The organism is Acinetobacter sp. DMC2, assembly GCF_056314305.1.
This window is the reverse complement of sequence record NZ_JBQUYP010000002.1, coordinates 90,784-105,501: the sequence shown is the minus strand read 5'-3', so window position 1 is coordinate 105,501 and position 14,718 is coordinate 90,784. Positions and strand designations below refer to the sequence as shown.

The window sequence follows — 14,718 nt, the reverse complement described above, 5'->3', positions numbered from 1 at the left end:
ATAAGAGTGGCTTTAATGGATTGACCATAAGCCCCGATAAATTTCTTTACATGGTCATCCTAAAACATAAAAAAAGTATTAAAGTACTATGCAACAAGTTGCAAAAACTATTGGGACGCAGCATGACAAGTTACGCCAATTTATTAAAACCATTACATTTAGGCTTTACCACCATTAAAAACCGTGTGGTGATGGGATCTATGCATACGGGGCTTGAAGACCGTTTTTACAATTACCCAAAACTAGCAGCTTATTTTGAAGAGCGTGCTAAAGGTGGGGTTGGCCTGATTGTGACGGGGGGTATTTCTCCGAACCGTCAAGGATGGCTCCTGCCAATGGGTGGAACCATGAATGGTTTAACAGATATTCCGCAGCACCGTCTGGTTACACATGCTGTGCATAAACATGGTTCAAAAATTTTAATGCAAATTTTGCATGCCGGCCGTTATGGTTATCAACCATTTGCAGTATCTTCTAGTCCGATCAAATCGCCAATTTCACCATTTAAACCCCGTCAGCTTTCTGAAAAAAATATTTTAAGTACGATTGATGACTATGCACATTGTGCTGACATTGCCAAAAAAGCGGGCTATGACGGTGTCGAAATTATGGGTTCGGAAGGTTATTTAATTAACCAGTTTTTAAGTAGTCATGTGAACCAGCGTACAGACCGTTGGGGCGGCGATATTGAAAACCGTATGCGTTTTCCAGTCGAAGTTGTAAAAGCGATTCGTGCCAAAGTTGGTGAGAAATTTATTATTTGTTTCCGCTTGTCTTTACTCGACCTTGTGCATGATGGTAACACCATGCAAGAAGTGGTGACTGTAGCCAAAGCTTTAGAAAAAGCGGGTGTGACTTTATTAAATACCGGCATTGGCTGGCATGAAGCTCGTGTTCCGACGATTGTAACGTCGGTGCCTCGAGCCGCTTTTGTCGATTACACAGCCCACGTAAAACAGCATATTTCTATTCCGATTATTGCGTCAAACCGTATTAACATGCCTGAAACTGCTGAAGAGATTTTGGCAGCAGGGAAAGCAGATATGGTTCAAATGGCTCGTCCATTATTAGCTGATGCTTTTTGGGTAAACAAGACTGCAACTAACCGTGTTGATGAAATTAATACCTGTATTGCTTGTAACCAAGCATGTTTAGACCACGCTTTTAAAAATCAGCGTGTGTCGTGTTTAGTGAACCCGCGTGCAGGTCATGAAACTGAACTGGTTTATTTAAAAACCAAGCAGCCTAAACGTATTGCGGTAGTAGGTGGTGGCGTAGCAGGAATGTCAGCAGCAACTGTTGCGGCAAGCCGCGGTCATGCGGTTACTTTGTTTGAGGCAACTTCAGATGTGGGCGGTCAGTTTAACTTTGCCAAAGTTGTACCGGGTAAAGAAGAGTTTCACGAAACGATTCGCTACTTCAAAGTCCAACTCGAAAAAACTGGGGTGGATGTACGTTTAAATACTCGCGTGAACCGTGAGCAGCTTGAACGCGAAGGTTTTGATGAAGTGATTGTTGCAACAGGTGTAATCCCTCGTGCACTAAAAATTGAAGGAAGCAATGCACCACAAGTTCTTTCTTATGCTCAAGTTTTAAAAGGTGCAGAAGTTGGGCAAAAAGTAGCAGTGATTGGTGCTGGCGGTATTGGTTTTGATGTATCTGAGTTTTTACTTAAACCTCCACATCAACCACAGCCTCAACCTTTAGCCGAGTGGCAACGTGAATGGGGGGTAGACCCAGATCCGAACTATGTTTCTGAAGGTGGTATGCAGCCACCAGTGGTTGAACCAGCAATCCGTGAAATTTATTTACTACAACGTAAAACAACACCATTAGGTATTGGCCTTGGCAAGACGTCAGGTTGGGTACACCGCGCACAGCTTAAAAAGCATGGCGTGCGTATGCTACGTGGTGTGCAATATAAAGCAGTCACTGATGAAGGGCTTTGGATTGAGCACAATGGTCAAGACCAGCTTTTACGTGTAGACACGGTTGTAGTGTGTGCAGGTCAAGAGTCGGTAAAAGACTTGATGCCAAAAGAAGGTGAGTCGACTATAGCGAACTACTATATTATTGGTGGTGCAAAGCTCGCAGCAGAGCTAGATGCGAAGCGTGCGATCAAAGAAGGAGCAGAATTAGCTGCTCGATTGTAAAATTGATGAAACAATATGCACTTGAACACAAAGCGATGATATTTTTCTTGAATAAAATGAATAAGCTTTGTATTCTTACGCACATGGAAGCGTGGCAGAGCGGTTTAATGCACCGGTCTTGAAAACCGACGAGGGTGTGAGTCCTCCGTGAGTTCGAATCTCACCGCTTCCGCCAAATTCGAAAAGCCCCTGTTAAAAGCAGGGGCTTTTTTTATTTCTATGGCATAAATTGATTGAGTTGCGTCAGCATTTAGTCTGGAGGTTGAAGGTTACTATACTTATTCTGTAGGATTTAAAGTGGCTTTAAATAGAAAAATTTAATATAGTCACTTAGATATAAAATGAACATATCGATTATTACTAAAGCTAGTTTAATAAGATTTTTCGATTAATATAAGAATAGTTGCAGAGAAAAATGAGTAGATCTGGAAAAACTGATTTGGAAAGTTAATTTTACTAATTAATCTAGGTGTTTTGTACTCTTTAAAAAATAATTATATAGATATAAATGAAGCTGAATATTTTTTGTATACACCATATATGCTTAGACTTTTGAAAGAAAATAATTGCTCTATCGACTTAATTAATATAATTCATAAAGGGACCAAACTAGAAGATCTTGGGGGATTAAATATTGATTTTAAAAGTGAAGTAGAAAAAATGTTTAAGGAATGTGAGGGTATGATCAAGAATTTTCCTGAAACTAGTTTTGAATTTGAAAAATGGTATGATCAAAATTTATTTAACAAATATAATTGAGATATATTTAATATAAAAAATATTACTGACACCTTATTAGATCTTGATACTATAGAAAGTAGTTTAGGAGCTTTAAAAATTTACGAATAATTTTAGAGTTTAAAGAATTATCAAAATTTATAAATAGCTGTTATTGGATAAAGATTGTATTTATGATTATTTTGTAAATAGGGGGTATAGGAATAATTTATATTTAAGAATTAGGGCGAAATTTTGTTTTACGCTTAATGTTGTGAATACTTTATTAATAACTGAACTTGATTTTTAGAAGCAATATTATATTCAAAATGGTTATTTGCTTTAAATGTATGTAATAACTATTTAGCTGTCAAAAATATGTAAGTAATAGGATAAAAATGTTAGAAACTGATGTTTTAATTGTTGGAAGTGGTCCGGCTGGTTCTTCGGCTGCACTTATGTTAAGTAGTTATGGAATTAGAAATATCATAATAACTAAATATAGATGGCTGGCAAACAGTCCTCGTGCTCATTATATCAGTCAAAGAACTATGGAAATTGTTCGAGATTTAGGGATCTCTGATGAAGTAATCGCAAAAGCAGCACCAAAAGAAGTTATGGGAGATGTTGTTTATTGCACATCTTTAACGGGTGATGAAATTGGACGCTTTCCTTATGGAATGAATCATCCAGAAAGAATGTCAGAATATGCTAAAGCGAGTCCCTGTGAACAGTGTGATCTTCCTCAACACCTATTTGAACCTATTTTACTTTCAAATGCAGCATCACGAGGAAGTCATCCAAGATTTGATACGGAATACTTATCTCATGTACAAGATAAGAACGGCGTAACAGTCACTGTTTTAGATAAATTAACTCAACAAACATACTTAATTCGTTGTAAGTATTTAATCGGGGCTGATGGTGCGAGCAGTAAAGTCGTAAAAGATTTAGATTTACCTATGGCTGGTAAAATGGGCAAAAGTGGCAGTATCAGTATTATTTTTAAAGCCGATTTAACAAAATACGTTTCACATCGACCGGGATACCTGTGGTGGATTATACAACCTGGAGCAAACATTGGTGGGATTGGGTTAGGGTTGTTGCGTATGGTCAGACCTTGGAATGAATGGCAGATTGTTTGGGGGTATGACATTGAAAAAGAAGAACCATCTCTTACCGATGATGAGGCGATTGCAATTTGCAAACAGCTTATTGGCGATAACGACATTGAAATAAACATAAATAGTAAGTCGTTATGGACAGTAAATGAAATGTATGCAGAGCAATACTCAAAAGGTCGAGTTTTCTGTATTGGCGATGCTGTCCATCGTCATCCACCTTCGAATGGATTAGGTTCAAACTCATCTATACAAGACGCTTATAATTTATGTTGGAAATTAGCATTTGTATTAAATGGCAAAGCGGGTAGTGGTTTATTAGATAGTTTTAATGAAGAAAGAGCACCTGTTGGTGAGCGAATTGTTAAGCGAGCAAATCAAAGTGTTAGAGAATTCTCTACAATCTTTTCTGCTTTAGAGTTAGATGGAAAGTACAGTACAGAGACGATGCAGGGAAGTATAAATGCCTTAAGCGAAAGTAATGAAAAAGGTGCTGTTAAACGTCGTGATTTAAGATCTGCAATTGAATATAAAGCTTATGAATTTGCTGCTTTAGGAGTCGAAACTAACGTACGGTATCATTCATCTGCAATTATTGGAGCAGAGTCTGCTATTGAAAATAAAATAGATTCTAGTAGAGATGAAGATCTTCATTATTATCCTTCATTTACCCCCGGTCATAAACTTCCTCATACATGGCTAGTCAAAAATTATAAAAATATATCAACCTTAGACTTAATCGGAAATGGAAAATTTACGCTGTTCTGTTGGTTGCAAGGTGACAAATGGAAGTGTGCTGTAGACAAACTTAATAACCAGCTCAACTTGGATATTAACGTTATACAGGTAGGCCCAAAAAGAGATGTTGAAGACTCTTATGGAGAACTGTCTCGCTCTTGGGGTAATGATGAAAATGCTTGCATCATGATCAGACCAGACGGCTATATTGCTTGGCAAAGCAACAAAATTGAATCGGCGGACAATGAATTGCACAAAGCCATATCATCAATACTTAGTTTGAATTAGTATTTGACTGCTTCACCAAATTCGAAAAGCCTCTGTTAAAAGCAGAGGCTTTTTTATGTGAATGTTTTAATGCTTAGAAACCTATATAAAAATTTGGATTGAGTTAGGTAGATTTTTATTTCAGTTTAATTTTATATTTTGTACTTAATTACATCCTCATAATGGTCAATATCTTGTCATTGTTTGAAGAATTCTTTCGGGTCAACTATTGCTGCTATAGGTATAATTATGAGTAGAATAGCTTCTTATAATACTAGCGCTTTTACATCACTAACTTGCAAACTAAAATCGCCTGATATGTACCAAATTTAAATTAAGAGATATGGATAATTCATGAATTTAATAAAACCTAGTAGTAAGTTCTTTCTTGCAATTTTTCTTATGATGAATCTTTCAAATACATATGCAGCAAAAATACAGACTGTAGATGCTGAAGTACAGGTGAGTACTGTAGATGTAATGGAAGCTGCTGGAGCAGAAGCTGTAGGTGGGCAAGAGGATATATGCCGTGCTGACGAGGCATGTGATGTTGCATCTGCTGTTTCTGAGGATGAAATGTACGGTGGGATTCAACAGGAATATGTTGTAAAAGGCTGTAAGGTAACAATCTACAACGATGGGCCTGTGAAAATGGTCAATGTAAAGACAGATCAACCATGTGATGCTCCACTTCCTAAAGACCATAAATTTTCTAGATAGACTCCGTGAGCCTATAAATTATTTTGAGTGCTTTTAAAAAAAGTTTGAGTACTTAGCAGCTCATATGGAAATTTGGATTGAGTTAAGCAGATTGAGATTTCAGCTTAACTTTATATTTCATCGTGTCTTGGGAATGAATTTTCATTTTCTACTATTTAATCTTTAGCATGTTGTTTTTTCTCAAAATCATGAACCATTCGAATACGTTCTTCAGTTGCAGGATGAGAGGATAAAGTATCAAGCACAGCTGTAGATAGTTTATTAGCTGAAGATTCTTCTTGGGAAGTTGATGGGTTGGACTGATTTTTTGTATCGATACCTTCTTCTGTTGTATCGCTTAAACGTTGTAAGAAATTTGCGAAGTGCGAGACTTCTATATGCTTCCTATCCATCAGCTGTAAAGCATATAGATCGGCTTCTGACTCAAATTTACGTGAGTAATTTGCACCAATCATAGCGGCAGGTAATGACGTAAATAAGTCTGAATTATCTCCTGTCATTGCAATGTATAATATACTCAGGCCTAAACTAGTTAACCCTTGTTGCAAACTATGGCGATAAACCAGATGGCCTTGTTCATGGGCTAATACGCCTAAGATTTCCTGATTAGTACGTGCCATTTTGATCAGTTCATCTGTGATGATAATCGTATTATTAGGTAGCGCTACAGCATTTGCTCCTAAATGATCGCCTTTACGGAAGACTAATTTGGCTGGTCTGTTTTCAGCAATAATATTCAAATATTGTTTAGTAATTTGGTCTTTTTGAGTTTGTGCTAATTGGCTGGGTGCAGTCCAATTATTTAATACATAATTCTCGGCTTCATCACCTAGTTTCTTTAAAGTATTCTCGGGTAATTGAAAAGCAAGATAATGGGATGTGGCTGGAACACCCCATTTCACTAGACTGATCGCAAAAGTAATCACAAAAATTACACTAAAAAGAATAAGACTCGGAGAGCGTTCAAGTTTCCAGATCGAATGTTGAACCTTTTTAGTTGTGTAATTAAACCAGTCTGGTAATGCACTATGAAATTCAATCCGTGCATCATCAGATAATTCAATCACTGGGTGTAACTGTCCCAACGCACCAATCAATTTCATATCAGTATATTGATAATGACGTTGTTGTTCTAATTGCTCACCATACCGAATGAGAACTTCAGATTTAGATTGATCTGAAATCTGAGCACGGTGAGGTTTAGACACTATGCCATCATAGAAAATGATATCTACTGCTTGGGACATAAATTATTAAACTCAGATTATTATAGAGAGATGTCAATATCAAAAATATCACTGATTTCTTCAGCTAAAGCACTTTGTTCTTGCTGAGCGAGATTCATCATTTGATCTGGATCATCTAATAAAATTAAACTCATCGATTCAATCTGATATTTGTGAATACGAACCGCAGCCCAAGCAGACATTAAACCTATGGTTAAGATTTTTACAATCCAGTTTGAAGCTACAATCCATGCAAAACGCCATTGATTACAGTCTGTTTTAAATTGACTGTTTCCAACTGTAGTATTGTTCCATGTCGTAATAAAAATACGTGCAGCAATTAATGGATAAATAAATAATCCAATAAATGCATATACCATAACTATTCCGAAGACTAAAGCGTTCGGTGAGAACCCAGCAATTGTTCCTGCAAGAGCAAAGTAAATGATTGATAAAATAGCAATTATACCAATTGCAATAAAAACTGGTATATAAACTGCAGCCATATATTCAGACCATTTCGCGTTTAATTTAAAATTTAATTGTCCAGCATATAAGTTGTTTAGATAATATTTTTTATATAGCCAAATAGCGACAGGTGTAAAGATTCCTAATGTGAAAATATATACCAATATACTCAAAAGAAAGACTTTATAAGATTCTTTTATCGTTCCACCAAAATAAAAACGTGCGTTGCCGAACTTACTATTTCTTGCAGTAAAACGCAAAGTAGCGCGAATTAGCCAAGGTATTGCTGTATATAGCGCAACTAGTCCAACCACAGTTGCAACTATTGAATACTGTGATGAAATTGCGAATACTGCGTAAATTCCTAATGCAATTAAACGGCCAATCAAAATCTTGGTTGGAATCCCGGTAAAATCAAAGCGGCGTTCAAAAAATTCTGTATTGCCATAGAAATAGCGTAAGCGACGAACTTTAGCCCACGGTGCATATAAGCTTAAAGTAATAATAGTCAAAAGAATATTAACGATCCAGATTCCAAAATATTCTGAGGCTTTACCATGAAACTTAAAATGATAAATTCCTGATTGAGAAATTGGTGGGGACGTAATACTTTGCTCCTCATTCAAATCTTGAGGAGATGAGGGTAAAGCTTGTTCTTGCATTTTATTCTCTTTATTGAAACTAAATGATCTTGATTGAATGTAATAGATAATTAGAAAGCTATTGAGAACATTATATATTTTTTATAAATTGAAAGGAATAGAATGAAAAGCAAACAACAATTTTTACTATTATATTCTTATTGAGTTGTTCGGAGCAGAAAGCTAATCGAGAGAAGTATAAATAATAGGTTTAAAGGCATATTGGTGACTTATTGCGATTTCTAACTGAAAATTTTCTACATCCTTCATTTCATCATTTACCATTTTTATATTCTAATCTTACCTGTTGAAACTAATATATCTATATAAATTTTAAACTTGTCGTAAACCCCAAATTAACAATAAATTTTAATTATTTATCCTTACTTTTTAATGATCTATTTTAAAACAAATGTCATTTTGTGTGCTTGACTGCAATAGGGTAGAGCACTATCCTTTGCCTGCTGGCCACATTGCCAGTCGGTTTTAGCAGACCGTTCCGAAAAGCATTAAAAGAGCAATCTTTTAGTGACGAACCCTCGTGCCCCCTCTGCGGCGGAACGGGAGGGGGACACCTTCGGGTGTGCTGGGTTTTTTCGGCCAGTCTGCTAACCCCCTTTCGTTCTGCCACCATAATTTTAATGATTTGGCAGAACTCCCAATAAAAAGGAGTTGGCTTTGAACATTCATTATTTCTTGGCAACCTTTGCCAAAAGCTATAACGACACAACTTAAATTTTTAAAGCAGTTTGAAAGTCATTTGGCTTTTCAGACTTTAAATCGTCTTAACTAAAAACTTAATCAACAATAAAACTTGAGATGTGCCAAGCACAGTCTTTATGGGCTTGGCTATGCCTTTTTTCTCCCAAGAAAAGACAGTGGGTTTTATATCTCATTTATATACAACAAGAATTTATTTTATAACGGTAAAACTATGCCACATTCAGATCTCCCTTTTCGTGCTTTAAGTGTGCTTCATACCTCTCGATATCTGTTTAATCACTATGGCTTTCACAATGTCGGGGTCGATCGAATTATTGAGTCGGCAAAAATCCCAAAAGCGACTTTTTATAGCTACTTTCATTCAAAAGAAAGGCTAATTCAAATGAGTTTAACCTTTCAAAAAGATGGACTAAAACAAGAAGTGCTTTCAATCATTCATGATCAAAAAGAATTAACCCTAGTTGAAAAACTGCGTAAGCTTTACTTTTTACATGCCGATTTAGACGGACTTTATCATTTACCTTTTAAAGCTATTTTTGAAATTGCGAAAACGCATTCAAAGGCGTATCAGGTGGTCGTTGAATATCGAAACTGGTTTATTAATGAAATCTATAATTTGCTTTTAACAACCAACGTAAATGCTTCAAAACAAGATGCTCACATGTTTTTGTTTGTGATTGATGGGGCAATGGTTCAGCTTTTAGATCCAAACAAGCCAGATGAAAGAGAAAAATTACTAGATTATTTTTTTATTACTTTAGGATAAATTAGAGGAAAACATAGGTAAGGAAAGATACTAATAATTGCTTACTTTCCTTACTTTGAAAGTAAATTAAACCTGAGCTTAATTTAAATAAACATTACTTCTTTTGCTTAAAGCGATATTTACATTTTAGGCAGCGATAATCCTGAAAAATGTTTTTATCGATCATTACGCCAGCTTTCTTACCAAAAATATTGCCAACCACACCGCCAGTAATACCTGCGCTAATTGCACCGACAAAAGTTCCTACAGTTCCGCCAACAATCACACCTAAAGGGCCAGCAATCGTACCAATCGCTGCACCAACAGAAGCTCCAGTTGCAGCACCACCTACAGTGCCTGCTGTCGTACCAGCAGCTGTCAGTAAAACACCGCCAGTTGTTCTAAGTAATTTGTCATGGTCACGTGCTTCAACTTCGGTAGAACCACACTTAGGACATTGCAGAGCTTTTTCCATAAAATTTCCTGTCTTTCATCATTGAGTGACACAGTTGACGGCGCTAAATCAGTAAAGTGGGTAAAGAACCTGTCTTTCGATGAAGTGTCTTTTTCCTATTGAGTGATCGTAACGATAACTGGTCTGCTTTGATTTTAGCTGAACATTGACACAAATATTTATAGATCATGTAAACACTTGTACTTTAATAATTATCTCATTAAATACCAATGTTTAGAATGACTAAGGCTTACATATTAATGTGTCTAGCAGAGAGCAATTTAATAATAATGAATAAAATGTGAATGGTTTTTTGAGTAGATTTTCTGAAGTTACTTAGGAAGACGCGAGTTATTCAATGATAAAAGGCTTATCCTGTTTGAATAAGCCTTCTTTGAAGATTAGAGTGATTTTTTCCAACTCAAAAATTTATATAATCCAAACATGAATGTAATCCAAATTGGAATTAAAATAACTGATTTTTCAAACCCTTTTGTCCACATGATATATAAAATCATGCCAATAAAAATCAAAACGATATAGTTACTTAAAGGTGAAAACAGTGCAGGGAATTTAACAACTTTATCTTCAAGTTTCATGGCACGTTTAAACTTTAAATGGGTAAAGCTAATGATTGCCCAGTTTAAAACTAAAGCTGCCACAGCCATGTACATGAGATAGCTTAAAGCTTCTTCTGGGATAAAATAATTCAGCAATACACAACCAAAAATCAGAATAGAAGAAAAGATAACAGCAGGTGTAGGAACCCCTTGTTTGCTCACTTTTGTGAAAATTTTGGATGCGTGGCCCTGTACAGCTAGGCCATATAACATACGACTGTTTGCGTACATACCGCTGTTATAAACAGATAGTGCAGCCGTCAAAATAATAAAGTTAAGCAAATGCGCTGCCCAGCCAATCCCAAGCTGGCTAAAAATCATCACAAATGGGCTTTTATCTAAACCACCTAGGTCAAGCTGATTCCACGGAATGAGCGACATGATGATGGCAAGCGAAGCCACATAGAAAACCAAGATTCGAAAGATGACTTGGTTAATGGCTTGTGGAATACTTTTTTCAGGATTTTCGGCTTCAGCAGCAGTCATCCCAATCAGTTCAATACCACCAAAAGCAAACATTAAGAAGGCGAGCATATAAAACAGGCCCGAGAACCCATGCGGGAAAAATCCGCCATGCTGCCAGAGGTTTGAAAAGCTAGCGATAGAGTCACTACCTGCGGTGAGCAATAAATATAAGCCAAACACGATCATGGCAATGACCGCCGCAACTTTAATAATGGCTAACCAAAACTCAGATTCACCATAAAATTTAACATTGCCTAAGTTCAAACACGTGACTAAAACAAAGAAAAATAAGGCTGATATCCAAGCAGGAATATGAGGCCACCAGTAATGCACATATTTAGCAACGGCTGTCAGTTCGGTCATTGCGACCAAAATATAGACCACCCAATAGTTCCAGCCCGATAAAAAACCGGGGAATCTTCCCCAATATTTTTGTGCAAAGTAACTAAAGGAACCGACCACAGGTTCTTCTACGATCATTTCACCCATTTGACGCATAATTAAAAATGCGACCAAACCGACAATGGCATAACCTAAAATAATAGAAGGGCCAGCAGACTGGATGACTTGTGCAGAGCCTAAAAATAAACCTGTCCCGACAGCACCACCCATAGCGATTAGCTGGATGTGGCGATTTTTAAGTCCGCGTTTTAATTGGGAAGATGAGTTGCTCAAAATATATGCGCTGAATAAAAAAGCTGGCGCTATTGTAATAGATTGGTTAGGGATAACCTAGTTTGAAAAGGATTTTACTCAGCTAAATAAAAGGGATCCGTAAAAAGCTATACGAATCCCTTTTTTGAAAATTGGTTATCTTATAAATTAGAAAGATACCATTTTGCCCGGATTAATCATTGCACCGATGCCATACATACTTTTTGCGAGCGGAATAACAACGGGAGCAAGAGTACGACCAAACATAATATTTTGATGATCAATTTTAGATAGCATTTCAAAATCGTTAGATTGCCCAACAAAGTCATTCGCAATGGCTTTACCAATACGTACAGTCTGTGCAACGCCGTGACCACTCCAGCCATGAACAGCATAAATCGGGAATTTATTACCAAACTTACGGCTATCGACTGCACCATTTACGGTTAAATCAGTTGTCCCACTCCAGACAAAATCCATTTCTAGATTTTTAATTTGAGGGAAAACCGTATGAATTCGATGCTCTAGATAATTTAAAGTTTTCTCTGGTCCCCAACATGTTCCTGTGCCTTGGCCACCAAAAAGTAAACGGTTATTAAACACGGGACGGTAGTAATCAATCTGGAACTGAGTGTCATAAACAGGATGCCCAAATGGCAGAAGCTCTTTTGTATCAAGTTCTAGTGGGGCAGTGGTCGCAACATAGGTGTAAAACGGAATAGTAGTATTGCTTTGCTCTGCTAAAAGTTTAAATGAAGCATGGTGTACTGCTAATACCACAGACTTTTTAGCTTTTACGACAGCATTTGCTGTTTGAACATAAATACCATCTGCTTTTTCTTCTATTGAAATGACTTCTGTTTGCTCATAAACAGTACCGCCATTTTGGCAAAAGCCATAAATTAAGCCACGGTTTAAAGCTAAAGGATGGATCTGTCCACCTAACTCATCAATTAAACCACCCGTATAGTAGTCAGACTTAATAAAGTCCATGAGTTCGTGTTTACCCACAATACGCGTATGGTCTTCACCTAAATATTTTCGTGCATCGGCGCCTTGTGTTAAACCAACCAAATGTCCTTCATGAACGGCAGCAGTAATGTGGCCGTATTTACGGTCAAAGTTGAGTTGGTATTTTTCTGAGATGTCATCGATGAGTTGCATCGCTTCCGTAGAGGTAAAATGCCAGAGTTTTTTAGCATCTTCATAACTTAAGCGATCAGCCATTTCTTGGGCTTCCCAGCGAGCTAAACCAGGGGTAAGTTGTCCGCCATTTCTGCCAGAAGCGGCACTACCAATTCTATTTTTTTCTAATAAAACAGTATCTATGCCTTGTTCAGCTAAATGTAATGCACTTGATGAACCTAATAAGCCACCGCCAATAACAACCACATCACATTCAATATCAGCTTGTAAACTGTCAAATGTATGCCAATCAGAAAGAGAGCTTTCATAGTAGTTCGCTGGATTATCTACCGCTGCACCTTCTACATTTGTTGTGTCAAATTTTGCATGTTTTGGATTTAACCAGCTCCACTCTTTGCCCACTTGTAGAGATTTACTTGGTTTATATTGCACGTCTTTTAAAAGTTGAGGTTTAGAAATAATTTTCATGACGAAGTTCCTTAAAAATTAATAAGCATTACTAATAGCAATACTTTGTTTTTTAATCGTTTTATAGATAAATAAAAGAATGCCTAGCGATAACCAGAAACATCCGAAAGTGAGTGAAGATGAATCAAGGTTAAGCCACAGGCAAATAATGCTGATGACGGATAAAAGCGGTAAAAAGAGGTTTAGAAATTTATTTTTAAACCCTGAGCGCTGTTTATCTTTAATATAAAACTTCATAAAAACTGAGAAATTTACGGCTGTAAAAGCGACTAGCGCACCAAAGCTAATGAGGCTTACGACTTGTGCTAAATCTAGAAAAACCGCAGACATTGAAATAAGACCAACAAATAAAACCGAAAAAAATGGTGTACCTAAAGAGATGTGAATTGTCCCAAAATACTTTTTAGGAAAAATATTATCGGTGCCCATTATATACAGTAAACGCGAAGCGCTGGCATGTGAGGCAAGGCCAGAGGCGACTGTGTTCATAATCTGCCCGCATAAGAATACGGATTGGAAAAAAGCACCGCCGACATAAAGCACAATTTCAGGCAGTGCTTCCGTAGGGTGCTGGAAGCGCAGATTATTTGGAAAATAAAGCTGAATAAACCAAGCGGCTGTAAAGAAAATGAACCCACCAACCAGTGTTGTTAACATGACCGCTCGGGGAATATTTTTGGTGGGTTGTTTAGTTTCATTTGAAAGGGTAGTAACCGCATCAAAACCCAAAAATGAAAAGCACAAAACTGAGGCACCCGCAACGAGCGGTAGTATAGATTGGTGCTCATGCCAGAGAGGGGCTAATGTAAGCACATGCTCATAACCTTGAGTCGAGCCAATACCCTGAATCACTAAATAAACAAAAATGACCATGAGTATGATAGGTGCAAATACAAACACGAGACTTAAATTAGCGAGTAACCGAATGCGGAAACAATTCACTAAAGTGACTAGGCCTGCCGATACAAACACCCAAAACCAATAAGGCAAACTTGGAATAAGGGCTGTGAGATAAATTGCAGCCAGCAAAACATTAATGAGGGGTAATAACAGATAGTCGAGTAGGGAACACCAACCGACAAAAAAGCCACTTTTAGGCCCTAAACTTTCAGCTGTATAGCTATATGCCGAGCCTGATTTTTCTGAATTTTTGCTGAATCTTGCATAGCTCCAAGCGGTGAGTAGCATTGCACCAAGTGCGAGTAAATATGCGAGTGGTACGTGTCCATTGGTAATTCCCGAGACAATACCGAAAGTATCAAACACCGTCATGGGAGTCATGTAGGCAATACCGATAATTGTGACTTGCCAAAGAGACAGTTTTTTTAAGGAAGACGTTTTATTTTCCATGTCATTTCAACCTCAAATTTCGTTGTTTTGCTTTTCATCCGG

The 14,718-nt window shown here is 37.2% G+C and carries 10 protein-coding genes, 1 tRNA gene and 1 pseudogene; 6 read left to right on the top strand and 6 right to left on the bottom strand.

Translation table 11 applies throughout. The features are described from left to right. Positions 1-122: 122 nt before the first annotated feature. From ACT53H_RS04750 to ACT53H_RS04730, 5 genes and pseudogenes are all read left to right on the top strand, one after another. Entirely contained in the window at positions 123-2,153 is a 2,031-nt protein-coding gene (locus ACT53H_RS04750) for an oxidoreductase (RefSeq protein ID WP_476008740.1), read from the top strand. Positions 2,154-2,238: 85 nt separating this feature from the next. Beyond that, a tRNA-Ser gene (locus ACT53H_RS04745) sits at positions 2,239-2,328 on the top strand. A gap of 240 nt (positions 2,329-2,568) precedes the next feature. After that, positions 2,569-2,912: pseudogene (locus tag ACT53H_RS04740) on the top strand (DUF3969 family protein). A gap of 356 nt (positions 2,913-3,268) precedes the next feature. Next, the gene (locus tag ACT53H_RS04735; protein WP_476008739.1) at positions 3,269-5,017 is read left to right on the top strand and encodes an FAD-dependent oxidoreductase; all 1,749 of its coding nucleotides are present in this window, start codon (positions 3,269-3,271) and stop codon (positions 5,015-5,017) included. A 381-nt stretch (positions 5,018-5,398) separates the two neighbouring features. Continuing rightward, complete coding sequence (locus ACT53H_RS04730; RefSeq protein ID WP_476008902.1) at positions 5,399-5,716, top strand: hypothetical protein; 318 nt, start codon at positions 5,399-5,401, stop codon at positions 5,714-5,716. A gap of 155 nt (positions 5,717-5,871) precedes the next feature. On the opposite strand, the gene ACT53H_RS04725 is transcribed toward ACT53H_RS04730, so the two are convergent. Beyond that, positions 5,872-6,963: a M48 family metallopeptidase gene (locus ACT53H_RS04725; RefSeq protein ID WP_476008738.1), complete on the bottom strand. Its 1,092-nt coding sequence runs from the start codon at positions 6,961-6,963 to the stop codon at positions 5,872-5,874. Positions 6,964-6,983: 20 nt separating this feature from the next. After that, a complete protein-coding gene (locus ACT53H_RS04720) occupies positions 6,984-8,072 on the bottom strand; it encodes a YjgN family protein (RefSeq protein WP_476008737.1) in 1,089 nt (362 codons plus the stop codon). Positions 8,073-8,985: 913 nt separating this feature from the next. Here ACT53H_RS04720 and ACT53H_RS04715 point away from each other — a divergent pair. After that, positions 8,986-9,540, top strand: a complete 555-nt coding sequence (locus tag ACT53H_RS04715) for a TetR/AcrR family transcriptional regulator (protein WP_476008736.1) — start codon at positions 8,986-8,988, stop codon at positions 9,538-9,540. 94 nt (positions 9,541-9,634) lie between these two features. Here ACT53H_RS04715 and ACT53H_RS04710 read toward each other — a convergent pair whose 3' ends face one another. The 4 genes from ACT53H_RS04710 to ACT53H_RS04695 form a co-directional block, all read right to left on the bottom strand. Beyond that, a complete protein-coding gene (locus ACT53H_RS04710; protein ID WP_004793863.1) occupies positions 9,635-9,994 on the bottom strand; it encodes a C1 domain-containing protein in 360 nt (119 codons plus the stop codon). 380 nt (positions 9,995-10,374) lie between these two features. Continuing rightward, positions 10,375-11,733: an amino acid permease gene (locus tag ACT53H_RS04705; RefSeq protein ID WP_238612011.1), complete on the bottom strand. Its 1,359-nt coding sequence runs from the start codon at positions 11,731-11,733 to the stop codon at positions 10,375-10,377. Between the two features lie 147 nt (positions 11,734-11,880). Continuing rightward, positions 11,881-13,326: an NAD(P)/FAD-dependent oxidoreductase gene (locus tag ACT53H_RS04700; RefSeq protein ID WP_476008735.1), complete on the bottom strand. Its 1,446-nt coding sequence runs from the start codon at positions 13,324-13,326 to the stop codon at positions 11,881-11,883. Between the two features lie 18 nt (positions 13,327-13,344). Next, complete coding sequence (locus ACT53H_RS04695; protein WP_174740733.1) at positions 13,345-14,676, bottom strand: APC family permease; 1,332 nt, start codon at positions 14,674-14,676, stop codon at positions 13,345-13,347. Between the last annotated feature and the right edge of the window lie 42 nt (positions 14,677-14,718).

Bases quoted from the DNA above. Each gene is read 5' to 3' on its own strand.
- ACT53H_RS04725 (WP_476008738.1), bottom strand. From the start codon at position 6,963: ATGTCCCAAGCAGTAGATATCATTTTCTATGATGGCATAGTGTCTAAA.
- ACT53H_RS04710 (WP_004793863.1), bottom strand. From the start codon at position 9,994: ATGGAAAAAGCTCTGCAATGTCCTAAGTGTGGTTCTACCGAAGTTGAA.
- ACT53H_RS04700 (WP_476008735.1), bottom strand. From the start codon at position 13,326: ATGAAAATTATTTCTAAACCTCAACTTTTAAAAGACGTGCAATATAAA.
- ACT53H_RS04730 (WP_476008902.1), top strand. From the start codon at position 5,399: ATGATGAATCTTTCAAATACATATGCAGCAAAAATACAGACTGTAGAT.
- ACT53H_RS04735 (WP_476008739.1), top strand. From the start codon at position 3,269: ATGTTAGAAACTGATGTTTTAATTGTTGGAAGTGGTCCGGCTGGTTCT.
- ACT53H_RS04715 (WP_476008736.1), top strand. From the start codon at position 8,986: ATGCCACATTCAGATCTCCCTTTTCGTGCTTTAAGTGTGCTTCATACC.
- ACT53H_RS04695 (WP_174740733.1), bottom strand. From the start codon at position 14,676: ATGGAAAATAAAACGTCTTCCTTAAAAAAACTGTCTCTTTGGCAAGTC.
- ACT53H_RS04720 (WP_476008737.1), bottom strand. From the start codon at position 8,072: ATGCAAGAACAAGCTTTACCCTCATCTCCTCAAGATTTGAATGAGGAG.
- ACT53H_RS04750 (WP_476008740.1), top strand. From the start codon at position 123: ATGACAAGTTACGCCAATTTATTAAAACCATTACATTTAGGCTTTACC.